This window comes from Acinetobacter sp. ANC 3813, assembly GCF_002135435.1.
Lineage (GTDB): Bacteria > Pseudomonadota > Gammaproteobacteria > Pseudomonadales > Moraxellaceae > Acinetobacter.
Genome location: NZ_NEGK01000018.1, coordinates 15279 through 39793 on the forward strand (window position 1 = coordinate 15279; position 24515 = coordinate 39793).

Consider the following 24515-nt stretch of genomic DNA (forward strand, 5'->3'; position numbering starts at 1 on the left):
TAAAATTTATTTTCTGTACTGTCCCTATCGTCTAGAGGCCTAGGACATCGCCCTTTCACGGCGGTAACCGGGGTTCGAATCCCCGTAGGGACGCCATATTCAAGATGGCAACATCTTATAAAAAGCCCAAGCATTACGACTTGGGCTTTTTATTGTCTGCATTTTCTGCTGAAATTCAATACTGTAATCAGCCTTAAGTTCTACTAGCTGCTTCCACTCAGAGGCTGTGCCCGAAAATTTGCGTAGGTCAATCTGTGCAAGCATCGAAGCTTTCGTTATATTCATCTACTAAATAACCCTCAGCACAGAACGTATATGAATTCTGCAAAAATAACCCTGCATCATCTACCCAACTCACGTTCACAGCGAATTTTGTGGTTATTGGAAGAACTGGGTTTGAATTATGAATTGCAGATTTATGATAATAAAAATGCTGCAGATGCGAAGAATACAAAACTAAAATTTCCCACACTCTGCTTGCAGCAAAATGATATTGTTCAGAAGCTGACAGAAAGCAGTGCGATAGCTGAATATTTAGCACAGCATCAACAGCAACTGGTGTTAACACCGCACAATGAACATTATTGGCATTACTGCTTTTATCAGCATTATGCCGATGCCAGCTTCATGCCCAACTTGGCACTAAAACAGGTCTTTTCACAAATTGTTCAGCAAACGCCTTGGCTGCTGCGTTTTGTCAGCCTTGCATTTAAAGCAGCCTTTAACCGTGGTTATCTAAACTCGGAAATGAAGCAGCAGCTTAATCAGCTAAATACCCATTTACAGCAGCGCACTTGGCTGGCAGGAGCTCAATTCAGCATTGCAGATATTTTGCTATGGTTTCCACTGCACGCCAGCCAATATGCTTACCCGCAATTTTCTGACTATCCAGCGTTGAGCCAATATTTAATGCAAATAAAAAGCAGACCCGCCTTCCAAACTGCATTGCAAAAAGGACGCTGGTCTGCTGAAGAATTTCAGCGCTATTGGCAAATCACGCAATAAACTCAAAGCAGTTTATGTAATTCACCAGCCACACTGATAATTAACTCTAAATCGCAATTTTAATACTAGGCCGATTTTCGTGAATTCACTCGGCCTTTTATCACCGCTGTTAAATTGCCTTTCAGATATTTAAAGAAGACTTTTAAAGGTGACAGTTTTGGATTCGGCTGTTTGCCTTCTGCAATGGCTTTAAACTGCGCGGCATACCAAACGATTTCCATAATCGCCATCTTGTCGACCATTGGGATACCGGTTTTAATTTTGTCTACGCCATAACGCACATCCTGCCCCGCGATCAAACGGTCTGCCAAGGCTGTTTCCACCGCAAATGGCCGCGCAATACCCACAAACTCACAGGCGCCGCTATCCAGCGCCGCATTCATACCTGCAACCGTGCGGAAACCGCCCGTCACCATGAGATGACATTTCACCTCTTTGCGGATGTTCGCGGCAAAATCCAAGAAATAAGCTTCGCGGGCAATGGTCGAAGCTTTGCGCTTATCTTCTTTCGCACCGGCCATCGCTGGCGCTTCGTAAGTACCGCCCGACACTTCAATCAGGTCAATACCGGCAGCATCAATGGCTTTAAATACAGTAATGACGTCTTCTTCTGTAATACCGCCGCGCTGGAAATCCGCCGAGTTCAGCTTCACTGCAATAATAAATTTATCTGAAGTCGCGGCACGAACGGCTTTGTAGATTTCCAATAAAAAGCGCATACGGTTTTCCACCGTACCGCCCCATTGGTCGCTGCGCTGATTGGTGAGCGGCGATAAAAACTGGCTAATCAGGTAACCGTGCGCACCATGCAGCTGCACACCTTCAAAGCCCGCTTTTTCACATACGGCTGCCGCGGTAGCAAAGCGCTGGATAATATCTAAAATTTCTTCTTCACGCAGCGCGCGCGGCGTGCCAAAGGTCGTGGCTAACATGGGGCTGAATGGCACTGCTGATGGCGCCACTGTTTCTTTATTTAAACCTTTTGGACATTGGCGGCCTGGATGCGACAACTGCACCAATTGCACCATGCCGTGCTTTTTACCCACATCCGCCCATTGCTTCAGCAAAGCCAAATCACGTTCCGTTTCTACACCCACTACGCCTGGCTCATTTTTGGCGCGTAAATCCACCATCACGTTACCCGTAATCGCGCAGCCTAAACCGCCTTTGGCCCATGCCTCATACAAGCCGAAATGCAAATGGTTTGGCTGGCCCTGAACATTGGCCAAAGCTTCGCTCATTGCACCTTTAATAATGCGGTTTTTAAATTGTGTATTGCGTATTCGAATCGGTTGGGCAAGGTGGCTCATTTTGTTTTATTCACTTTTTGAGTTAATACCTTTACTCTAGCTGTATTTATTCTCACGTCAATAGCAGTTAGACAATATATATTGTCAATTTATACAAGCCAGTATCAATACTGGCTGGCTTCAATCAATTTCTGTGTATATTCCGCTTGCGGATGTGCAAACAATTGATCAGTGTCTTGAAATTCGACCACTTGCGCATGACGCAGCACCAGAACTTTCTGGCACAGCGCTTTCACCACCTGCAAGTCATGGCTAATAAAAAGATAGCTCATCCCTGTTTGCTGCTGTAAACGGCGCAGCAATTTCACAATCGCACGCTGTGTAGTGCGGTCTAATGCCGAAGTTGGCTCATCCATAATCAGCACTTTCGGCTGCAATATCAACGCACGTGCCAGTGCAACACGCTGACGCTGACCGCCTGAGAGTTCATGCGGATAGCGCTGTTTAAAACTTACGGGCAACTCGACCTGCTGCAAAGCGTCATCAATTTTTGCGTGGATTTGATCCGACGAAAGTTTTTTTAACGCCAAACCTTCACCAATGGTCTGTTCCACATTTAAACGTGGATTTAAGCTGCTAAATGGATCTTGAAACACAATTTGAAAGTCACTGCGTAAAGGCCGCAGCTTTTTCTCATTAAGCTGATTTAAATCCTGCCCTTGCAGCAAGATCTGTCCTTCGCTTTCAATTAAACGTGATACTGCCAAAGCCAAAGAGCTTTTACCCGAACCGCTTTCTCCAACAATGCCAATCGACTGGCCCTGCTGCAGCGCCATACTTAAAGGCTCTACCGCAACAAAATAATCTTTCACCCGATTCAGCAGACCTTGCTTAATGGGAAATTTCACACCGACATTGGACAGTTCCAGCACCGCAGGCTGAGGATCGAGCATTAAGGCCTCACCAAAGTCATGATTCAGCAAATCTTTGGTGTAGTCCTGCGCAGGCGCATTAAAAATCTGTTCGACCGCACCTTGCTCAACGGCTTGGCCTTGATGCATCACAATCACTTGGTCGGCATATTTACGCACCAAGTTTAGATCGTGACTAATCAAAATCATGGCCATTTTACGGCTTTGCTGCAGCTCTTTAAGCAAGTTCAGAATCTGAGCCTGCAAGGTGACATCCAGCGCAGTCGTCGGCTCATCGGCAATCAAAATATCCGGATCCAGCGCCAAAGCCATGGCGATCATCACCCGCTGACGCTGACCGCCAGACAATTCATGCGGATAGCGCTTTAATTTTTCTTCAGGTTCTGAAATGCCGACATCATTCAGCAATCCAATCACCCGCTCACGGGTTTTGGCTTTTGACCAGCCGCGCAGCAGCAGGCTTTCTCCAATAATTTTTTCAACACGGTGCAGCGGATTCAGCGCTGTCATCGGCTCCTGAAAAATCATCGCGATTTTATCGCCGCGGATGCCCCGCAGCTGTGTTTGGCTCATACTCAGCAGATTTTGACCATTCAGCTGCACTTGCCCTGCAACGCGCAGGTTTTTAGGCAACAAACCCAATACAGCCAAACTGCTGATGGATTTTCCTGAACCGCTTTCACCGACAATTGCCAGCGTTTCACCCGCTGCCAGCTCAAAACTCAGCTGCTGCACCAGAGGCTGCGCTTCATTGTGAATGCTTAGCTGCTGAACTGAAAGTATGCTGTTCGTTTGCGTTTTATTGACGTCTTGGATCGAATGCATCACGCGCCGCCTCCCCAATATAAATCAATAATGACAATACAATCGCCAAGGTGAAAAAGCCTGAAAGCGCCAGCCACGGCGCGTTTAAGTTATTTTTACCTTGCAGTAGCAATTCACCTAAAGAGGCTGCGTCCGGCGGCAAGCCATAACCCAGAAAATCCAAAGCTGTTAAAGCGGTAATATTTGCGGTCAGCATAAAAGGCAGCTGCGATAAACTTGAGCTCATGGCATTGGGTAAAATATGCCTAAAAATAATGGTTCGGTCAGATACACCCAAACTGCGCGCGGCCCTTACATAGTCAAAATTACGCGCACGTAAAAACTCTGCCCGCACCAGACCCACCAACGCTGTCCAGCCAAAAAGCAGCATAATCACAAACAGCCAATACACGCTTGGGGTAAACATGCTGACCAAAATCATCACCATAAACAGCATAGGCAGACCGCCCCACACTTCTAAAATGCGCTGCCCAATTAAATCGATCCAGCCGCCATAATAGCCTTGCACCGCGCCGACAATAATGCCCAACACTGCTGATGTCAGCGTTAAAGCAAAGCCGAACAGCAGTGACACCCGCAAGCCATATAGTATGCGCGCCAGCACATCACGGCCTTGATCATCCGTGCCTAGCCAATTTTGCGAAGTCGGCTCTGACGGCACGGGTACAGCCAATTCTAAATTCGGAGTTTGATAGGAAAAATGATTGATCGGCCAAATAGCCCAGCCTTTTTCATTAATCATCTGCTGTACCGCTGGGTCTTTATAATCCGCTTCCGTTTCAAACACACCGCCGAATTCAGTTTCCGGATAGCTTTTAAAGGCTGGAACATACAGACTGCTGCCGTACTTCACCAGCAGCGGCTTATCATTGGCAATCAGCTCTGCACCTAAGGACAAAACAAATATGATCGCAAAAAGAATAAAACAGCCAAAACCCAATTTATTTTCTTTAAAACGCTTTAAACGAGCCTGCATGATGGGAGACATTATTTTGCCCCCCGTGATTCAAAGTTAATGCGCGGATCGATCACCTGATACAGCACATCACTAATCAGCCTTAAAATCAGCCCCAATAAAGTGAAGATGAATAAAGTGCCGAAAATCACTGGATAATCCCGCTGCACAATGGCTTCAAAGCCCAGCAAGCCCAACCCATCTAAATTGAAAATAATTTCAATAAATAAATTGCCGACAAAAAAGATGCCGATTAAAGCTTCTGGCAATCCCGCAATCACAATCAGCATGGCATTGCGGAATACATGACCGTACAGCACACGAGACTCCGTTAAACCTTTAGATCGCGCCGCCAGCACATACTGTTTATTCAGCTCTTCCATAAATGAATATTTGGTCAAATAGGTCAGTCCTGCAAAACCGCCAATCACCATCGCCAGCAGCGGCAAGGTCATATGCCAGAAATAATCCGCAATTTTTCCAAACAGGCTTAACTCAGCAAAGTTCTCTGAGACCAAACCCTGCAGCGGGAACCATTGGAAATAAGAGCCGCCGGCAAAAAATACAATCAGTAAAATAGCAAAAGCGAAGGCAGGAATAGCATAACCCACTGCCAGCAGCAGCGAGGTGGCCTTATCAAACAGCAAGCCGTGCTGACGCGCTTTTTTAATGCCTAAAGGAATAGACACCAAATAAATCAGCAATGTGCTCCACAACCCCAAGGATAGTGAGACGGGTAGCTTTTCCCACAACAACTGGGTCACTGGCTTATCTTTAAAAAAACTGGTGCCAAAATCCAACGTGGCATAGCCTTTGAGCATATGCCAAAATCGGATATGGGCAGGCTGATCAAAACCGTACTGCGCTTCAATCTTCTGCACCATGTCTTCGCTGAGGCCTTTCGCGCCTTGATACTTGCTGCCGCCTTGCGCTGTTTCACCGCCGCCGCCTATTCCCATACCTTGAAAAGATTCAGCCTGCTGAATGGCCTGTTCCACTGGCCCGCCAGGCGCGATCTGAATCACCACAAAGTTAATCAGCAAGATCACCAGCAGTGTCGGGATAATCAGCAGCAGCCGTTTTAATATATATGTGCCCATTATTCTATTCCTTCTGCTTTGGGCTTATTGCTTGCGCAAATAGCTGGCAACTTTTTGCGCTTGCTCAGCGTCACTCCACCAGTAATCAATACCGGTCGACAGCTTTGGCTTCACGGCTGGCTGTTTATACATATTCCAATAAGCCAGCCAGTTTTCACCTTTGCCATAAGTTGGAATCTGATAATAGCCCGCCCGCAGCAAACGGTCTAAAGCGCGTGTACGAATCACCAAAGCCTTACGGTCTGGCGCGCGGATCACCTGTTCCACGATGGCATCAATCGCTGGATTTTTAATGCCGGCATAGTTGTAATTGCCCGGCTGATCGGCTGATGCGCTGCCCCAGAATTGCGACTGTTCATTGCCCGGACTTAAAGACTGCGGCATCACACTGGTGGTCATATCAAAATCTTTGCTGCGCATGCGCTCAATGTATTGCGGCACATCCACTTGTCGGATATTTACTTGTATGCCCAAGCGCTTCATATTGCGTACAAAAGGCATGAGCGTGCGCTGCAGGCCTTCCTGATGAATCAAGAATTCAATACGGATATTCTGGCCTTTCTTATCCAGCAACTGACCATTTTTATATTTATAGCCTGCATTTAATAACAGCTGGCGTGCTGTCAGCAGGTTATTGCGGTTAAATCCGCTGGCATCGCTAACTGGATATTTCCAATTTCTTAATACGCCTGCACGCTGCACCGGATCTAATTTAGAGAGCTGAGGTTTCAGCACCGCCAGTTCTTCGGCTGAAGGTGTACCTTTGGCTTCCAATTCACTATTACTGAAGTAGCTTTGCAGACGAGTATATTGCCCATAAAACAGCGCCTTGTTTTGCCATTCAAAATCATAGGCATAAGTCAGCGCTTGGCGCAGGCGAATATCTTGAAAAGGATTGCGGCGGGTATTGAACACAAAGCTTTGCGTAGCAATCGGGTTGCTGTGCTTAAAGCGGTATTTCACCACCATGCCCGCCTTTACCGCAGGGAAGTTATATTCAGTCACCCATTTGCGCGCAGTATATTCTTCATGCAGGGTATATTGACCCGATTTAAAACCTTCAAAAGCAATATCTAGACTGCGGTAATACACATATTTCAGGCGGTCAAAGTTATAACGCCCCTTATTGACTGGCAGATCTTTGGCCCAATAATTGGGGTTGCGCTTATAGCTCAAGCTGCGTCCAGCATCAACGCGGTCTAAAAGATACGGCCCTGAGCCTAAAATCGGCTGCATGGTTACGCGAGTGAAGTCTTTTTTGGCCCAGTCTTTTTGAGAATAGATCGGCATCTGCGACAATATCAGCGGCATTTCCGCATTATTGTCTGACTTAAAGCTCATTTTTACTTGATGCTTTGATAGCACTTCAGTTTTAGCTAAATCTGCCAAATACATTTGCAGGCCAGGATTGGATTTGGTCTGAAAAGCATCAAAACTGAATTTAACATCTGCAGCCGTCACGGGTGAACCATCACTAAACTTGGCTTTTGGGTTCAGATTAAAAATCACATACGAGGTTTTTTTCGGATCAAAGGTTGCGCTGCTGGCCAGCAGCGGATACATCACCCCTGGTTCATCCAGCGAGCTACTCATCAAGGAATCAAATAGATAATTGACCCCATCGGCAGCGCTGCCCTTGCCATTCATGCTGTTTAAGTTGTCAAAGGTGCCGTTGCTGGCGCTGCTGATATAACCGCCCTTAGGCGCGCCAGCATTCGCATAAGGCATGGCTGGCAGTGATGCATATTTGGGGGTGCTGTGTATGGCGATAAATGGCGTGGTCTGCACTGCAGCCCATGCCCCTTGCGTTAAAACAGCCCCAATTGCCAGCACATAAGGATTAACCTTGGCTAATAAAATATTCACGGCACTCCCTGCAGTGTTCTGGCTCTAGTTAGGCACTTTAATGACTTCACCAATCCGCAGCTGTGCAGACGGCTGCATATTATTCATTTCTGCCAAAGTATTGGTATCCATACCGTAACGGCTCGCAAGGCCAATCATGGTATCACCGCGCTTGATGCGGTATTCAGCAATCGTTTTCGGCACTTGAATTTTCTGTCCCACACGCAGGCCTGCTTTGGCGCTGAGATTATTCAGCTCCGCCAATTCGGATACGCTCATACTGTTACGGCTGGCAATAAGATTTAAAGACTCACCCGATTTTACAGTATAGCTTTCTGTACTGCGTGAACTGCTGCTTGATGCAGAAGCTGTTGGAGCAGATTTCACCGTTGCTGCCACTTTTTCAGCAGGCGCATCATCTTCAGAAACCTTCAACTTCTGACCAATTCTGACCGTACTGCTGCGTGTCAAATTATTCAGCTCCGCTAAATAGCTCAACTGCAATTTGTACTTTTGCGCAATCGACGTCAATGTTTCGCCAGATTTCACGGTATGTGTGTCCGGCATTAAACCAGATGGAGTTTTTTCATTTTTGGCTGACACCTTCGCTTCTGATTTTGCATCAGCTTTCACTAAAGCTTTAAGCTCAGTATTTTCTTCCGGCACATCACCAGACAACTGCAGTTTTTGACCTACGCGTAAACCCGTATTGCGGTTAATTCCATTTACATTCGCAAGATAATCAATGCTGACCTCATAACGGCTGGCTATCGCAGTTAAGGTATCACCCGATTGCACAACATACTGTTCAGGCGCTTTATTCTGTGCAGGCACTTTCAGCGTTTGGCCTACGCGCAAACCCGTATTGGCGGCTATATCATTGATCTCGGCCAATTCTGACACACTGATTTTTGCCTGCGATGCCAAACTATACAAAGTATCACCGCGCTGTACGCTGTAGCTTTCTGTTTTGTAGCTTGGTGCAGCCGATTTCTTATCAGCTTTAGCAGAAAGCGCTTTAGTCTCAGTTTTTGCTGCGGCAGTTTCGTTCGCCTCATTCACGTCATTCAGCGGCACATTAATTTTTTGACCCGCCATCAAACTGCTCGAAGCATTCAAGCCATCTGTCAAATCCGCCAATTCCTGATTTGAAAGCGCATAGCGGTCTGCAATCAATTTTAAATATTCGCCGCGTTTAACTGTATATGATTTGGTTTGAACTTTAAGCGCTTTTTTCTCTGCGTCCGCTTTTTTGCTGTCCGCTTCAAGTTTCGCTTTAGATGCAGCTGTTTCTTTCAGAGACAGCTTCTGACCCACGAATAAACCGCTGGATGTGCTGAGATTATTATAATCAGCCAGCTGCTTCACTGATAAACCAAATTGGCCTGCCACGCCAGTTAAACTGTCATTGGCCTGCACCACATAGTTGTCAGGTGCTTTGGCATTTTGAGTTTTGGCTTTCGGCTCATCAATAACAGGTTTAGCATCATAAAGATAAATCGCTGTCCCCACAAAAAGCTTAGACTCCGCATCCATCTGGTTCCATTTAGCCACATCACGCCAATTCACGCCGTTTTTCATCGCAATCAGCGCAAGCGTATCGCCCGACTGAACGGTATAAGTGCTGCGTTTGCCTTTAGGCGCGACCACGACCACTTCTGAATCGGTCTTAATGTAATTTTTGTCTAAATTACGCTTCGCTTCTTCAGAATCCGCACTTGTACTTTCAGCCACTCCTTTCGGATAAGCAAAGCCCTTAGTCAGTTCTTTACCCTGCTGATCTGCAATTGATTGGCTGGTTTGAATGGCGGTCAGCTTAATCTTGCCATCGTAGGGATCGACAATTTCAGTGCCTTTAGGCGCCAAAGCTGTCAGCTCCTGCACCACTTGCTCCTGCTCAGCTTTCGTTGCAACCGGTTTCAGCACTTCATCCACAGTTTTGGTTTCGCCCTCAGCTTTGATAGCAGCCATAATTTGGCTGCGTTCTTGCGAAGACAAAGGCGGCTCTGCAGAAACGGCTTTGATAGATGCTGTTGGTGTTACAGCCACAGGAATACGCGGCGCACTCGGAATATCTGTACTTGCTGCAAAGGCCGCCAAAGCTGCAGAACCTTTGGGCGTAGACACTTTAGATGTACTTGCGGCAGGTTTAGCTACAGTCATCACAGGCGGCGCAGAGACTGACGGCACCACAACTTTGGTATTTAACGTAGGCGGCGCAGTACGTGCAGGGGCAATGGTGACATTATTCTGCGGCAAAGGCTGATTTAAACCGCCAGCCCAATATCCACCAGATGCAGATTTCAGCTTTTTCAGTTTCGCATCCACTGTCGGGCTAACATCTGCAGGAATTAAAATACGCATTGGACTTGAAGTATCAATCACTTCACCGCGGTGCCCTGGATTCAGGGCATATAGTTCTGCACGGCTTAAACCTGTTACAGATGCAACTTCATTTAAATTTGCTGGTCCTACCGTAATTTCCCTAAAGTGCGGGCGGTTGGCAATTGGCGGTAAGCTCACGCCGTAATTGTTTGGATTTTTAATAATTTGCGCCACAGCTATAAAGCGCGGCACATAGTTCATTGTTTCTTGTGGCAGTTTCAAAGACCAGTAATCTGTAGGCAAGCCTGCTGCTTTGTTGCGGTTAATTGCCTGCTGGATACGGCCCGGCCCTGCGTTATAAGCAGCCAAAGCTAGCTCCCAAGAACCGAATTGATTATACAGGCTGCCTAAAAACTCATAGGCTGCACGGGTCGATTCCACAACATCACGGCGTCCGTCATACATGCTGGTTTGCTTTAGGCCATAAATACGGCCAGTACTCGGAATAAACTGCCATAGGCCCGCAGCTGCAGCGCTTGATGTTGCTGCTGGGTCATACGAGCTTTCAATCACAGGCAGCAACGCCAATTCTGTCGGCATGCCGCGGCGTTCTGCTTCTTTTACTGTGTGGTACAAATAGCGTGATGCGCGTGCGCTTAAGCGTTCAATATAAGGCTGACGTGACGAGAACCAGCCGCGCTGCGCTTCAATACGCGTATCCCAATGATTGAGATCCATTTTGAAGCCTACGGTCATACGCTTCCAAACATCACCATGTTTTAAAACCTGCAGGCGGTCGCCTTCTACTGCGCGCATGTCTGTTGCCGACAGTAAATCTTCTAAACCATCCAAGCTGTTGGCATCTAAATAGCCTGATGAACCAACCATTTTCGACTTCGAAGCCTGTGTTGCGCTTGAAGAAGATGAGCAGCCCGTTAAACCTAAAGCAGCTAACGCTGAACCCAGTACTGTAATTTTAAATAAAGATGGGAAAGTAGGCTGACACCAGATTTTGGTTGGTTTATACATAAAGAAATCCAAACAACTCGTATAAAAATTTATTTTTTAGCTCTGTCATTGTAGTGAAGCGGCACGCAGACACAAGGCGTTAATTTAACGCGTTTCGCGTATAAATGTTACAAGAAATTAAAAAAACGTAAGGATTCCGCTTCCTCTATTGCATTTGCGTTATACAATACAGCTCTGAACTCAGCCTTAATTTTCGGATTCACATCTATGTCACAAACAATCACGCTTTACGTCGATGGCGCTTGCAAAGGCAATCCTGGTTTAGGCGGATGGGGTGCATATATTATTACCGAAACTGAAGAGCACAAGATTTGCGGCGGCGAACCAGAAACCACCAATAACCGTATGGAGCTGACAGCAGCAATTGAAGGCGTGCTGTTTTGCCCTGCCAATGCCAAACTGGTCATTTGGACAGATTCCAATTATGTGAAGCAAGGCATCACCGAGTGGATTCATGGCTGGAAAAAGAAAAACTGGAAAGACGTCAAAAATCCAGATCTTTGGAAAAAACTGGATGCTGTCTGCCAAGGCCGAGAAATCGAGTGGAATTGGATTAAAGGCCACGCTGGACATGCGGGCAATGAAATGGCGGATCAGCTGGCGAACCAAGGTGCAGAAGAAACCGCACTGCAGCTGAAAAATGGCAATGCAAAAAAAAAAGCGGAACCTGACTGGCTGCTGAATGACCCATTTGGCTTAGACAGCGCAGAGGATGAAGACGAGTTGATTGAAGAAGAAACGGTATTTGAAGAAAACTCAAGCGCTGCAGATGAGAACCTGATAAACACAGCACACCCCGAATCTCAGCCTGAATCTGCTGAAAAAATTCCGCCAGCAGCAAAACCAGCAGCGCCGATGCATCCGAAGATTGTAATTACCCCTGCCACTTTGGATTTGCAAGGCCCGCGCCAGCTGATTTTAGATACAGAGACTACCGGTTTTTATTTTCAAGACAGCGACCGCATCATTGAGGTCGGCGCCGTTGAAATGATCAACCGTAAATTGACCGGCAGCTCAATTCATATTTATATCAACCCGAAGAAGCCTGTAGGTGAATCAGAAAACATCCACGGTATCAGTGATGATTTCTTAAAAGATAAACCACTGTATGCTGAAATTGCAGATACCCTGTTTGACTATTTAAAAGGCGCAGAAATTATTGCGCATAACGCAACCTTCGATATGAACTTCTTAAATATGGAGTTCACCCGTGCAGGCTTCCCTGCACTGTCAACGGTCTGCGAAGTCACCGATACCTTGGCGATGGCAAAATCCAAGCATCCGGGGCAAAAAAACTCATTGGACGCATTGGTGCGCCGCTATGAAATTCCGCAGCGCGACCGTACCTTCCACGGCGCCTTGCTCGATGCAGAGATTCTATCTGACGTCTACTTAGCCATGACCGGCGGTCAAGTATCTTTTGATATTGATGCACTGACAAACAGCGAAGGTGGACAAGGCGCTTCTTCGCGTCAAGCCGTGCAAATCGAGCTTCCTGTGATTTTACCAAGTGCAGAAGAGCTGACCGAGCATGAGAATTGGGTCAAACAATTTGAGGAAAAACAGGGTACGCCTTGCCTTTTCGCAAAATAAAATCTAAATTTCCTGTTACTTTTTGTATTTAAACCGTTAAAACATACGCTATAGTTAAACAAAAGATGGTCCGCCTATAAACAGGCGGTTCACAAACAAGATAAAACCCTAGGAAAGGTGCAGATCCATGTCTTACCAAACCTCTATACATTTTGATCCAACGGCATTGCTGATAATAAAAAATGAGGTTGATAACTCGATCAAGTTAGTCGAATCAGCAGTCAGCACCTTAGTAGAAGACCAAACCTTGCCTTTTGGCATTGATGATGCACTCAATCAATTTGAGCAATGCGCACAAGTCCTTGCTCTGATCGATATGTCTAGCCTCGCCAAAATCGCTCAATACTCTGCAGAATTAATGCGCAAGATTATGGGGAATCCTGCCGTTATTAATTCGACAGATGTTATTGCACTGAGCGAAGGCACAACCATGCTGAAGCGCTATATTGAGTTCATCTGCCTGCGTGAAGTCAAAATTCCGCAATTTTTATTAGACACGCTAAACCGTCTAGAATTGTCATTGGGCAAGCCGCTGACCTCAGAAGGCCAGCACATCGAATCCCTGCTGGACTCTATTACGCCAGATTTCGATTTGCCTCAAGCGCCCGTTTTAGAAAAATCTAAATATGTACACCGCTTATACAAACTTGCGCTGAATAAACTGCTGAAACAGGAAGAAACTGAATCTGACCTGCAAGCGATTAAACTGGTGGGCACATATCTTTCTGCTTTAGCAGAAACCCACCCAAGCAAGCAGTATTGGAACTTAGTGTTTACTGCGTTCAATCAAATTGATCACTTGCTGATTAATGAGCCGCGTTTACGCACGCTGGTAAGCATTGAACGCAATATGGCGCAGTATTTTACAGCGCAAGACCGTTTTAAGCCGTCGCTGTCGGATATTGCCAATGTGCTAAGCCTGTGCATCAGCCAAGAAGATGAAGTGTCGCAGCATATCCGCACCAAATTGAATATTGGCGATGACCTGCTGACCGATGTGCAGCTGCAAGTCTTCAGCCGCCATTTATATGGTCCAGACTTTGACACCATGCATACCATCAGCGGCCTAGTTACAGCTGAAATGGCTCAGATCCGCAACGATATTGAGTACAATTACCAAAATATGACGCCAGAGAAAACGCAAGAACTTCAAGGCAAGTTGATGCAGCTGGGCAATATTTTCAAAGTGCTGAACTTGAACGAAGCGCATAATGATTTGACCCGCCAAGCAGCGTCATTGAACCAAGCTGAAATCTTAAAAGATGAAAGTTTTGCGCAGCAGCTGATGAACTGCATTTTGTCCGCGATGAATTCGATTGGTGTCCTTGAACGCCACCATACGTCAAGCCGCCTGCAGCTGCGCGTACACAACATGAATATTTCGTTGGACCGTCTGGATGAGGCCCATGAAGCGCTGCTGAACGAAACACGTGTACTGATTGATGCTGCCAGCCAAACCCTGGTTCAATATGTAAAAGATCAAGATGCAGCCGTGCTGGAAACCGTGCCAACACAATTGCGTGAAATTGGCGGCGCTTTGCTGTTCTTAAATGCAGAAACAGGTCAGGAGTCTTTAAGTACAGCAGCAAGCTTTGTGCAAGGCCATCTAGAAGCTGGCACAGCCATTGATGGTCAAAACATCAATCGCGTGCTGGATACATTGGCAAGTGCAGACATGCTGATTGAAAATTTAAAGAACAAAATGCCTGTATTGCACAGCATGTTTAAGGTAGCATTGGAAAGCAGTGATAAATTGAAATCTGCAGCCTAATGACCACACTCTCACTTGCTTATATTTTTAAACAGCAGCAGCTGTTAGTCGATGAACAATTTCAACTGCCTCGCGTTGAAACTTTAGCAAGTGATTTGCTGATTAGCACGGGTGATCAAGTGATTGCCCGTGACCTGCAAGAGCATGAGGCTATTCCTGATGGCTTGCAGCTGATTCCTATACGCCAATTGCTTCAGCTCTGGAGCATTCAAGAATTTGAACAGGCCAGCCGCGCTATTCAGCTCTTGGAATGGCGCCGCAACCATAAATTCTGCAGCCACTGCGGTCATAAAACAGATGTTCACACCAGTGAATATGCCATGGTGTGCCCTGCCTGCAATTATCATCAATATCCCCGCGTCAATCCTTGCGTGATTACTGTGATTACCCGCGGTAAAGACGAAATTCTATTGGCCAAAAATGCCCGCAACACCAGCAATATGTATGGCTTGATTGCAGGTTTTGTCGAAGTTGGCGAAACCTTGGAAGATGCAGTACGGCGTGAAACTTTGGAAGAAGTCGGTTTAAAGCTGGGCAAAATTGAATATTTAGCCAGTCAGCCTTGGCCTTTCCCAAGCAACCTGATGATTGCATTTAAAGCGGAATATGCATCTGGTGAACTGCAGCTGCAGCCCGAAGAAATCAGTGATGCCGCTTTCTTTAAGTTTGATCAGCTGCCGGAGATTCCTTTTAAAGGCAGTATTGCGCATGCCATGATTATGCATGTAATTCAAGGTACCGCCGTTGCTGATGATACTCAAGCCTGGCTTTAAGGCCATTGTGCCGCAGTATTCGAGTTTAAAAAACCACTCATATTTGAGCGGTTTTTTAATTTAAACTCAAACAGCTGAGTTATTTTAGCGCATCTTCTAAAGCGCGCATGATTTGCGCCTTGGTTGAAAAGAAACGGCTGAATAGGCTGGAAACAGAACCAATCATGGTGATATGCCCCACCCGCGGCACAGAAATCAGCCGGCTGTAATTGCCCAACTCCTTAAGCTTTGCATCTAAATCTGTGCTGTTGCTGAGGCTGACAATATTGTCATTGGCTGCAGTAAACAGATAATGCTTGATGGTATTTTGCTGGACAAAATAATACGGCATCACCTGATTATACGGCAGCTCCTGATCAAAGGCATCCGCACATAAGGGATCGCCTTTATAGTCAAAATGATACGGTCCAGCCAAGCCAATAATCGCACGGATTTTATCTCGGCTCTGCAGCTGATAAGGCTGCGGATGATACAGTGCAGACATGACATTAAACGCGCCTGCTGAATGCCCCATCAGCACGATGTTGTCGACAGCAATGTGCAGTTTTTGCTGAGATTGGCTCATAAAGTTCAAGGCTAGGCTTAAATCATCGATATAGCTTGGAAAAATATGTTCAGGTGCAAGATGATAGTTAATCACCGCTACATCAAAGCCTTCTTTAGCAAATGCTTCGCCAATAAAGCCATAATCCTTTTTATCGCCATGCATCCAAGCGCCGCCATGCACAAAAACAATCAGCGGACGCTCAGACCTTGGTGAACTGCTGCGGTACACATCCATACGGTGACGCGCTTTCAAGCCATAAGGCACATTCCGCTGTACACTATAGCCCTGTTTTGGCGTTAAGCGGTTTAATGCATAACTGCCAAAATCATAAATACGGAAATCACGATACAGTGTTTTTGCCGTTTCAACGGTTGCATTCAGCTGGCCAGACCAGCGCTGTAAATTAAGGCGCATTCGGGTCAGCAGTATCCGGATCTATTGCTATAGGGGTTGATGTGTCAGACGTGCCGCCTACCATTGGAGATGAGAAGCTGGAATTCATTGAAGCATTCTGCTCAATGTTATCGACCAAGGTCACGATTTTCGTGACATTGCCTACTTGCTGCAATACCTGATTCAAATCATTGATTTCTGCTGTATTTAAACGGCCCATCACATACAGCACGCCATCTTCGGTATGAATGTTGACTTTACTGTCAGATACCACTGGCGCTTTCATAATCAGCGCGCGGGTATTGGCTGTTACAGCCGTATCCTGCATGATGGTGTTATAGCTGATTTGGTTGCCGACGGTAATAAAGTTGTGAATGCTTTTTACATCGGTCATGGCTTTCACATTGTCTTCAGCCAGCTGTTTAAGATGCGCATCCGGCACTTGACCTGTCAGCAGCACATTACCGTGAAAACTGTCAATATTGACGCGGGACTGCCTAAAACGCTCATCCAATTTATATAAATTAATTTTTGCTGTTCTAACAATTGAAGAATCGATAAAAACTTGGCCTAAAGAACGCGCTCCGCTTTCAGTTCCGACAGGAGCTGTTCCTGTACCGCCAGCGATAAAACTCGCACATCCCGATAAACTTGCGACACATAACATTGTCATTGCAATACGCTTAACCACTCAGCAAGACTCCTTAATTATTCAATCGTTTTATAACTCTGCATTTACACAGTATATTTTGTTCAAAGATTAATAAACTCTTGATCAAAAGTAAAAGCATTTTCTATCCATTGCAGATCATAAGTGAAATTTAAAAAATCATGCTGTAGTGATTTTGCAAAGCGTTGATAAAAATCAAAACAAATGACATCAAAGCGGCAATCATATTGCTGAAAATCAGGCCATACTTGCAGAAAATGCAGCGCTGTTTTGCACATTTTGCGCTGTTTGTGTATTGAAACGGTTTCCGCAGCCTGTGCATAGGCCGTTTTTGAACGCGCTTTGACTTCGATGAACAGCAGTTCCTGCCCGCGCTGCACAATCAGATCAATTTCACCAAAACGGCTGTGATAATTGGCCTGTACCAAGGAAAAACCCTGCTGCTGCGCTAATTTCAGTGCCTCCTGCTCTGCCCATTGGCCTAATTTCATTGGTTTATTCATACATTTCAACTGCCTTCTGCACTTAGATCGCAACAACGCCTTTAGTTGTATTTTGATAACACTTTGGCAGTCGCTGAATCTGATTGCCGCTGATTTGAATCATGCCTGTTCTGCCTTCAAACACTGCGCTTTTCATTTTTGGGTCTTGCAGATACAGCTGTGTAATGCTCCATGCATCGCCGCCAAAAGCCAGTAACCGCTGATAAGGCATGCTCACAGGGTTTTGCTGATAAGCGCTGTACATATCACCCCACTGCCCTCGATATAGAGCGGGCGTATCACAAAATTTTATGCCTTTGGGGATGGGCTGCTTCTCTTCAATGGCATTGGATAAAGTATAAAGATGCTTGCTCGGCAGTTTCTGCAGCTGGTTCAGCCATTCATTATTGCCAAGCAGCAGCAAGGCCTGATGCTTTTTAAGCTTTTGGGGCGGCGCATCCAGCACTTGCATCGGCAATTCTGCCTGAGTCACCAAGGACATTAAGAAAAGTTCATGTTCTATTTCACTGCCCGTTTGACGCAGCACCAGCAGCTCATTCATTTTGTCAGCAGCCAATACACTTTTTAGAGCCTGCGCATCGTCTTTTTTTGCCAGACTAAACTGGGTGATGTTGCCCGCTTGCGCGGAGCCTTCATTCAGCGTCAGCACTCGGATTTTGGGTTTGGCCTTCATCAGTGCATCGACATCACTGCGCGCCAAAGGCCCAACAATGACTCTGGTTTTGGCGGTAATATTCTTTTTCAGCACATTGGCCATCTTTTTTTGATTTGAATTAACAAATTTAATGGGCTCTTTATCGCCTGAAGCGCGATATGCGCTTTGAAAACCCAGCTTGATGCTCGATGCCGCTCGCGCCATAGGGCCTGATTCGGGTAAAATAACCAAAACCTCCGCTTGGGCGTAAGTCATCCCTCCCATTAACGCCAATACAAGTAAATTTTTCTTATTTTTGAACATGGAGAAACCTATGGGTGCTCAGTTATTTGTTGTTGCGACTCCAATCGGGCACTTAGATGATATTAGTTATCGTGCAATTAATGTGCTGAAGTCTGTTAGTATTATTGCCGCAGAGGATACACGAACTTCAGCTCAATTGCTCAAACACTTTAATATTCAAACACCTCTCACTGCCTGCCACGAACATAATGAAAGCAATAAGATTGATCTGCTGATTCAGCGCTTGAAAAACGGCGAAGATATGGCGTTAATCAGTGATGCTGGCACCCCGCTAATCAGCGACCCTGGCTTTAAGCTGGTTCGTGCCGCGCAAGAGCACAATATTAAAGTTATTCCAGTTCCGGGCGCTTGTGCAGCCATTGCTGCTTTAAGTGCTGTAGGCTTGCCTAGTGACCACTTTAGCTTTGAAGGTTTTTTGCCGTCTAAGCAGTCACAGCGTTTGATTTCACTGAATAAACTCAAAGACCAAACCCAAACCCTGATTATTTATGAAGCGCCGCACCGTATTTTGGACTGCGTGAAAGACATGGTAGAAGTATTTGGCGCAGACCGTCCTGTCGGTTTTGCGCGTGAAATTACCAAGACCTTTGAAACCATCAAAAAGATGACTTTAGGTGAATTGGTGACTTTTGTAGAGTCTGACCACAATCAGCAAAAAGGTGAAATTGTGCTGGTGATTGGCGGTGCGACTGAAGAAAAAGACATGGAACAGGAAAAGCTGGACCAGTTACTTACTCGCCTGCTGCAGGATTTATCCGTTAAAGCCGCTTCCCAACTGGCTGCAGATTTGACTGGCATTAAAAAGAAAGTGGCCTATCAGCGCGCTTTAGAACTGACGCAGCAACAAGACGCATAAGCATAGATTAAGCGCCCTATCACTAAACTACGGCGTCTTAAAGCCTAAAAGCACATTCAGATGCATATTGAATGTGCTTTTTTATGATCTCATTATATTGTTGTCATGCGATCTAATTTGAACGAAGCGTTAAAGGATTGGCCTACACTTTTATACTTGTGAAGATGCCGTCCATATTGCATGCTCATCACATGAAAAAATTTAAATAGATCATAACAATATGACTCAAGCAAAGTTCATAGCCGCTTATATATTCAATCTGCTCTGGCTGCTGGGTCTGCTGCACATTGGCTATTATGGCTCAAAGCCTTATCCGCATTATATTTCTGATGAAATGATTAGCCCTGATTTTCAAGCTATGCTCATGGCTTGTGCAATTTATTCACTGTATTTTATTTGCGGCAACGTGTTGCGCCTGATACCCTTTTGGCGCAACATGCCTTACTGGGCATATACCCTTTTGAGCGCAATTTTAATCTTTCAATGCTTTGCCGCTTTCATTGGCGCGATGCATGCCCCGCCATACTGGGGAGCGCTGATTATCAGCTGCATGTTCACCCTGCTGGCGCATTTTGTGTTTTATCCTATCTATGCGCTGTGCCAAAAATATGCTCAAAAGAAAAACACCGCTTCATAGCGGTGTTTTAATCATTTTAAAGATAAAGTTTAGGGCTTCATCAGTCATGTGCAGCTTCATCCGGCGGCACTTCTGTGATTTTACCGCCGCGCGCTAAAAACGCTGCAACTTCATCTTCCAATGATTGACGCTGTTTCAGCTTAGCAGTCACTGTCAGTGTTTCCGCTTCGGCTACATCACCATCAGATGAACCTTCAGACGAATCTGATGCGCCTTTTTCAGCTGCTTTCGCTTCTTCATCATCAACCGCAGAATCTTCTGCATCATCATAATCATTCATATCTGTCATCTTGCTCTCCCCACGAATGACGGCTTGTACTGTCAGGCAATTTCCTGATTTTGATTTAGAAGAAATTTAACAATCTCTTTGCCTTTCGCATAGAGCCAATAGTTAAAAAATCGTATCTTTTTTAATCAAAATCGTAATCAAGTATTTACGAGTGCTTAAAAAACTCGCTATTTCAGCTTATACGCTGTAACGGGTCTGTTTCAGCAGTGACAAACCATTGGCCTGCGCCATAAAGGCATCTTTCAGCACAGGCTGCTTTTCAACCTGATTTAAGCCAAAATTACGCGCCCAAACTACAGGGAATAAAGAGACTGTTTCCATCCAGCCAATCGCAGACATGCTGTGCATCATGGCATCATTTTGCCCTTTACGGCGGTGTTCATAACGCTTAAGCGTCTGCTCATGCGCCCATACGCCGCGCGCTTGGTCATGCAGCAGCGCATCACACAGCACAGCAGCATCCAAACAGCCAATATTCACGCCTTGACCTGCTAAAGGATGAATCACATGTGCAGCATCGCCAATTAAAGCCAGACCATTTTTGACATACTGCTGCGCCGCGCGCGCTTTCAATGGAAATTTAGCACGTGGCGTTGCTTCTAAGACTTCGCCTAGCATGTGATAGCTTTCACGCGTCAGCAACGCTGTAAATTCTGCATCTGATAAAGCTGCATATTCGTCGGCATAATCATCTGGCAAGGTCCAAACAATGGACTGCCAATAGCCGTTTTCTTCAGGTTTTAAACTTGCCATCGGCAAAAATGCCAAAGGGCCCGTTTCTAAAAAAATCTGCCGCGCGACATGCTGATGCGGCTGCGCAGTACGAATTGCACAGCTGATGCCTGCCTGCTGGTAATCCAGCACATCAATATCAATAAAAGCCTGCTCGCGTACAAATGAATTTGCACCGTCTGCACCAATCACCAGTTTGGTTTTCAGCTGCGTGCCGTCTGCCAAATGAATATGCCACCCCCCTACACCTTCTTCGACACGGGTCACTTTTACTTGAGTGCGGTAGTCGTTAAGCTGTTCCAGCATTTGCTGCTGAATAGCCAAATTTAAAATGCTCGGCTCGACCATTGTACCTAAGGCTTGCTCGGCACTTGGTGTCTTTACTGAGGATTGACCAAAATTGATTTCGCCATAGCCGTTTTTATTCCACACCTGCATGCCGCTATATGGCATTTGCCGCGCCAGCTTATCCCACACACCCGCAGTTTTTAACAAATGAATGGTGGCTTGGCTTAAAGCCAGTACCCGTGGATTGGCTGCTGCTAGATTTTTCTCTGCATCTAAAATAGGCGCCGCATCTAAAACTGTTGCCTGTACTCCGCCCTGCGCCAATAATAATGCTGCTAAGCCGCCCACCAAACCGCCGCCAATGATGACTGCATCCAATACCGGATCATGGCCCATATTCATGCTTTTAGCCCCATTGCATAGTTCGCCACTAAAGGTTTAATGCCCGGAATGGTGTCAAAGGCAACCAATCCTGTATTACGAATCAGTTTTAAAATTGGGTTTTGGTTGCTGAATCCGCGCACAACCGTATCACAGAACTTAATCACGCGCTGCTGATCGGTCAGGCGTGATTTTTCATAATCCAGCAGCATAGCTGCTTCACCCAAATCGGCATTATTTTCAACTTGCTCTGTTAAATAACGGCGCAGTACATAGGCATCGCGCATACACAAGTTAAAGCCCTGACCAGCGACAGGATGAATGGTATGTGCAGCATTACCCATCAGTACTACACGACCTACAGCCTGTTTTTCTGCAAGTACTTGTGACAATGGAAAGCTAAAGCGTTTGCCGGTTTTTTGGAATTTACCGGCACGGTCGCCATAGGTTTCTTGTAGGGCATCTAAGAAGTGCTGATCATTTTCATCACCCATCCATTCGCCTTCTGTGCCTTTAGGCACAGGCCAAACCACTGAGCGGCGGTATTCGCCCGGCAGCGGCAGCAGCGCTAGCGGGCCAAGCGGACTAAAACGCTCAAAACCGACATGACAATGCGGTTTTGATGTTTGTACAGTGGTGACAATGGCAACTTGGTCATAATCATGTACTGATGCACCAATACCTAAGGCCTTACGGCAGAATGAATCACGGCCATCTGCTGCAATGACGATTTTTGATTGTAATTTATGAGTATATTCACCGCGCTCTGCTTCAATATAAGCAAAGTCTGCATCTTGAGTCAGTGACGTCACTTGCACGCCATCAATCAGCTCAATCAACGCTTCTTGTTTAACTTGCTGCAAAAGCACACGGCCCAGCCATGCATTTTCTATGACTTGCCCAAAGCTTTCGACTTTTTCTTGTTCTGCTTTTAAGCGTGCTTTGCCAAAACTGCCCTGCTCTGTAATGTGGACTTCATAAATAGGCGTTGCATGTTCCTGCAAAGCATCCCAAAGGCCAAGTTCTTGATAAATTTGCACAGTACGGCGTGATAAGGCGCTATTTCGGGCATCAAAACTGGAATGATACGGCGCAAGATTTGCATCATCATAATTTGGGTATTTGATGGCTTCTAAAAGCTTTACACCAATATTTGCCTTTGCCAACATGAGCGCCAGACTCAGGCCGACCATACCGCCGCCAACAATGATGACTTCTTGCTGCATGCTTTGTTCCTTTTTTATCAGGTATTCGAATTCAGGAGATTCACTCGAAATACGTATAATCTGTAATGGATTTTATCTTACATCAAGGACATGATTTTTTATATTGAATCATTTAGTAAAGTTCGAAAGGATCAATCCATACTTCAATCTTATGATGAATTTTAGCTCAACAAAAAAGTGGAACATTGATCAAAAATTAATCACTAAAACATAAAAAATCATTAAAAAAAGCCCAATGGGCTGAGATTGGGCTTTTAAATTAATTTAAGATACTGAAAATTATTAATAAATTAAAATCATTTCGTATAACGTGTATTATGTTAATTTTAGGAAACCTTAACTTAGCAGATAAACTAAAAAGTAGGTAATCCATAATGGGCATTATACGAGATCAACAGCCCTAGACTTTTATCTAAGATATTTAATTTAAAAAACATTTTAACTTAAATATTTAAGTTATATAATTAAACAAAATTTTTTCAAAAATCAAACTATGAAACCATTATATCTCTTCATTGGACTTTTTGTATTTATGTTAGTTATTAACTTCTTTAGATAGATGATACGTTAATGGCCAATCAAGGTAATTATAAAAGCATCCTTAGAGATCTTTTCCCCTTTAAAAATGAATATAGCTTATTTTTTATGGGATTAATTGTTTTACTCTGTACAACATTCATTCAAACTGATGATTATACAGGTATAACATTAAAAGCTACGAATGAGTTGGTAACTTCTAGCCATAGGCTCTTATGGGATGTTCTTTTTTTCTTAACACTTTTTACTGCACTTTATATTTTTTTAATTTACCTTTTGAAGGGTTTTTCAAGATCAACAATCGCTCAAATAAGAAAGCATCGTAAGTTAATCCAAAAAAAGAAGAACTCAAAAAAATCACCATTATTGGAAGCTACAGTTCTTATTACCTTGTATATCTTATCTTTTAACGGCTTCTTTATGGTGGATCCAACTGAGTCATCAAAAAGTTTATGGCTTTACAACGGGAATATTTATTTTGATCTAGTTTTTATGTTTTTTTTATATTCATCCTTCACTATTTTCACTGTATTAATCACCGTTGTGATAAGTGCGTTAAGAGATCATTAAGTATTATCAATCTAACTATAGTAGCCAGAAATTTTAATAAAAAACCATGAAGAAACTGATAATTTGCTGTGAAATTGACAAGTATTAACGTATATTAAGCTTAATAAAATCAATATTTTATATTTTAAATGTCATTAAATTCAAAAAAAGTAGTCGAGTTTTCCATACTGGCTGTATTAGGTTTTACACTGTATTTCGGATATACTTCCTACCATCATTGGAAATATAAACAGGCTTTGAAGTCTGATAACCAAATTCAAGAGTGTGGTAAATTTATTGAAAGAAAAGAAATAGTTAAAGAAAGCTCTGGGAAAGCAGCTGACAGTATTGGGGCTATCTATACATTCAAGAATTCTCAAGGAGAATTATTCAGTTTTAGTGGTATTAAATACATTCACACGCATTTACCAAGACTCAGTACATTGCAGCCACAACAACCCATTTGCTTTCAATATGCACCTATATGGAAAGATGAAAATGGTCTTTTCCCTCTTACTAAGCTTTATTAGAAATAAGACCCGATCA

21 protein-coding genes and 1 tRNA gene are annotated in these 24515 nt (G+C 44.8%); 9 read left to right on the forward strand and 13 right to left on the reverse strand.

The genetic code is table 11. The features are described from left to right. The first annotated feature begins 20 nt into the window (after positions 1-20). Both B9T34_RS18190 and B9T34_RS18200 read left to right on the forward strand, forming a co-directional pair. Positions 21-96, forward strand: a tRNA-Glu gene (locus tag B9T34_RS18190). Between the two features lie 219 nt (positions 97-315). Beyond that, positions 316-1005, forward strand: coding sequence for a glutathione S-transferase (locus B9T34_RS18200; RefSeq protein WP_086214542.1), 690 nt, complete (start codon positions 316-318; stop codon positions 1003-1005). A gap of 65 nt (positions 1006-1070) precedes the next feature. Here the strand turns inward: B9T34_RS18200 and B9T34_RS18205 are convergent, their stop codons facing one another. The 6 genes from B9T34_RS18205 to B9T34_RS18230 all read right to left on the reverse strand — a co-directional run bounded on the left by B9T34_RS18205 (position 1071) and on the right by B9T34_RS18230 (position 11266). Beyond that, positions 1071-2315: an NADH:flavin oxidoreductase/NADH oxidase family protein gene (locus B9T34_RS18205; protein WP_086214543.1), complete on the reverse strand. Its 1245-nt coding sequence runs from the start codon at positions 2313-2315 to the stop codon at positions 1071-1073. 104 nt (positions 2316-2419) lie between these two features. Then, the gene (locus B9T34_RS18210) at positions 2420-4012 is read right to left on the reverse strand and encodes an ABC transporter ATP-binding protein (RefSeq protein ID WP_086214544.1); all 1593 of its coding nucleotides are present in this window, start codon (positions 4010-4012) and stop codon (positions 2420-2422) included. Next, positions 3987-5000 (reverse strand): ABC transporter permease, encoded by a 1014-nt coding sequence (locus B9T34_RS18215; RefSeq protein WP_086214545.1) that lies wholly within the window; start codon positions 4998-5000, stop codon positions 3987-3989. Before B9T34_RS18215 ends, B9T34_RS18210 begins: the two co-directional genes overlap by 26 nt. After that, a complete protein-coding gene (locus B9T34_RS18220) occupies positions 5000-6067 on the reverse strand; it encodes a microcin C ABC transporter permease YejB (RefSeq protein ID WP_086214546.1) in 1068 nt (355 codons plus the stop codon). Before B9T34_RS18220 ends, B9T34_RS18215 begins: the two co-directional genes overlap by 1 nt. A 24-nt stretch (positions 6068-6091) precedes the next feature. Further along, the gene (locus B9T34_RS18225; protein WP_086214547.1) at positions 6092-7933 is read right to left on the reverse strand and encodes an extracellular solute-binding protein; all 1842 of its coding nucleotides are present in this window, start codon (positions 7931-7933) and stop codon (positions 6092-6094) included. 24 nt (positions 7934-7957) lie between these two features. Next, positions 7958-11266, reverse strand: a complete 3309-nt coding sequence (locus B9T34_RS18230; RefSeq protein WP_086214548.1) for a lytic transglycosylase — start codon at positions 11264-11266, stop codon at positions 7958-7960. A gap of 207 nt (positions 11267-11473) precedes the next feature. Here B9T34_RS18230 and dnaQ point away from each other — a divergent pair, with 207 nt between their 5' ends. The 3 genes from dnaQ to nudC all read left to right on the forward strand — a co-directional run bounded on the left by dnaQ (position 11474) and on the right by nudC (position 15403). Continuing rightward, positions 11474-12859, forward strand: a complete 1386-nt coding sequence (gene dnaQ / locus B9T34_RS18235; protein ID WP_086214549.1) for a DNA polymerase III subunit epsilon — start codon at positions 11474-11476, stop codon at positions 12857-12859. 127 nt (positions 12860-12986) lie between these two features. Then, complete coding sequence (locus tag B9T34_RS18240; protein WP_086214550.1) at positions 12987-14630, forward strand: chemotaxis protein; 1644 nt, start codon at positions 12987-12989, stop codon at positions 14628-14630. Further along, entirely contained in the window at positions 14630-15403 is a 774-nt protein-coding gene (gene nudC, locus B9T34_RS18245; protein WP_086214551.1) for an NAD(+) diphosphatase, read from the forward strand. The genes B9T34_RS18240 and nudC overlap by 1 nt, the downstream gene beginning before the upstream one ends. A gap of 79 nt (positions 15404-15482) precedes the next feature. Here nudC and B9T34_RS18250 read toward each other — a convergent pair whose 3' ends face one another. From B9T34_RS18250 to B9T34_RS18265, 4 genes are all read right to left on the reverse strand, one after another. Next, positions 15483-16364 (reverse strand): alpha/beta hydrolase, encoded by an 882-nt coding sequence (locus B9T34_RS18250; protein ID WP_086214552.1) that lies wholly within the window; start codon positions 16362-16364, stop codon positions 15483-15485. Continuing rightward, positions 16354-17034 carry a BON domain-containing protein gene (locus B9T34_RS18255; protein WP_086214553.1) on the reverse strand — a complete coding sequence of 227 codons (681 nt, stop codon included), beginning with the start codon at positions 17032-17034 and terminating at the stop codon, positions 16354-16356. Before B9T34_RS18255 ends, B9T34_RS18250 begins: the two co-directional genes overlap by 11 nt. Before the next feature lie 62 nt (positions 17035-17096). Further along, the gene (locus B9T34_RS18260; protein WP_086214572.1) at positions 17097-17504 is read right to left on the reverse strand and encodes a YraN family protein; all 408 of its coding nucleotides are present in this window, start codon (positions 17502-17504) and stop codon (positions 17097-17099) included. A gap of 34 nt (positions 17505-17538) precedes the next feature. Then, entirely contained in the window at positions 17539-18474 is a 936-nt protein-coding gene (locus B9T34_RS18265) for a penicillin-binding protein activator (protein WP_086214554.1), read from the reverse strand. A 10-nt stretch (positions 18475-18484) separates the two neighbouring features. On the opposite strand from B9T34_RS18265, the gene rsmI reads away from it, so the two are divergent. Both rsmI and B9T34_RS18275 read left to right on the forward strand, forming a co-directional pair. Next, on the forward strand, positions 18485-19330 hold the full coding sequence (gene rsmI / locus B9T34_RS18270) for a 16S rRNA (cytidine(1402)-2'-O)-methyltransferase (protein WP_086214555.1): 846 nt from the start codon (positions 18485-18487) through the stop codon (positions 19328-19330). Positions 19331-19550: 220 nt separating this feature from the next. Further along, positions 19551-19967, forward strand: coding sequence for a hypothetical protein (locus B9T34_RS18275; protein ID WP_086214556.1), 417 nt, complete (start codon positions 19551-19553; stop codon positions 19965-19967). Between the two features lie 40 nt (positions 19968-20007). Here the strand turns inward: B9T34_RS18275 and B9T34_RS18280 are convergent, their stop codons facing one another. From B9T34_RS18280 to ubiH, 3 genes are all read right to left on the reverse strand, one after another. Next, positions 20008-20256: a hypothetical protein gene (locus B9T34_RS18280; protein WP_086214557.1), complete on the reverse strand. Its 249-nt coding sequence runs from the start codon at positions 20254-20256 to the stop codon at positions 20008-20010. 177 nt (positions 20257-20433) lie between these two features. Then, positions 20434-21672 (reverse strand): FAD-dependent monooxygenase, encoded by a 1239-nt coding sequence (locus B9T34_RS18285; RefSeq protein WP_171265246.1) that lies wholly within the window; start codon positions 21670-21672, stop codon positions 20434-20436. A 2-nt stretch (positions 21673-21674) separates the two neighbouring features. Continuing rightward, positions 21675-22883, reverse strand: coding sequence for a 2-octaprenyl-6-methoxyphenyl hydroxylase (ubiH, locus tag B9T34_RS18290; RefSeq protein ID WP_086214559.1), 1209 nt, complete (start codon positions 22881-22883; stop codon positions 21675-21677). A gap of 570 nt (positions 22884-23453) precedes the next feature. Between ubiH and B9T34_RS18295 the strand changes: the two genes are divergently transcribed. Both B9T34_RS18295 and B9T34_RS18300 read left to right on the forward strand, forming a co-directional pair. Beyond that, positions 23454-23990, forward strand: coding sequence for a hypothetical protein (locus B9T34_RS18295; protein ID WP_086214560.1), 537 nt, complete (start codon positions 23454-23456; stop codon positions 23988-23990). A 128-nt stretch (positions 23991-24118) separates the two neighbouring features. Next, positions 24119-24499 (forward strand): hypothetical protein, encoded by a 381-nt coding sequence (locus B9T34_RS18300; RefSeq protein ID WP_086214561.1) that lies wholly within the window; start codon positions 24119-24121, stop codon positions 24497-24499. Positions 24500-24515: the final 16 nt, after the last annotated feature.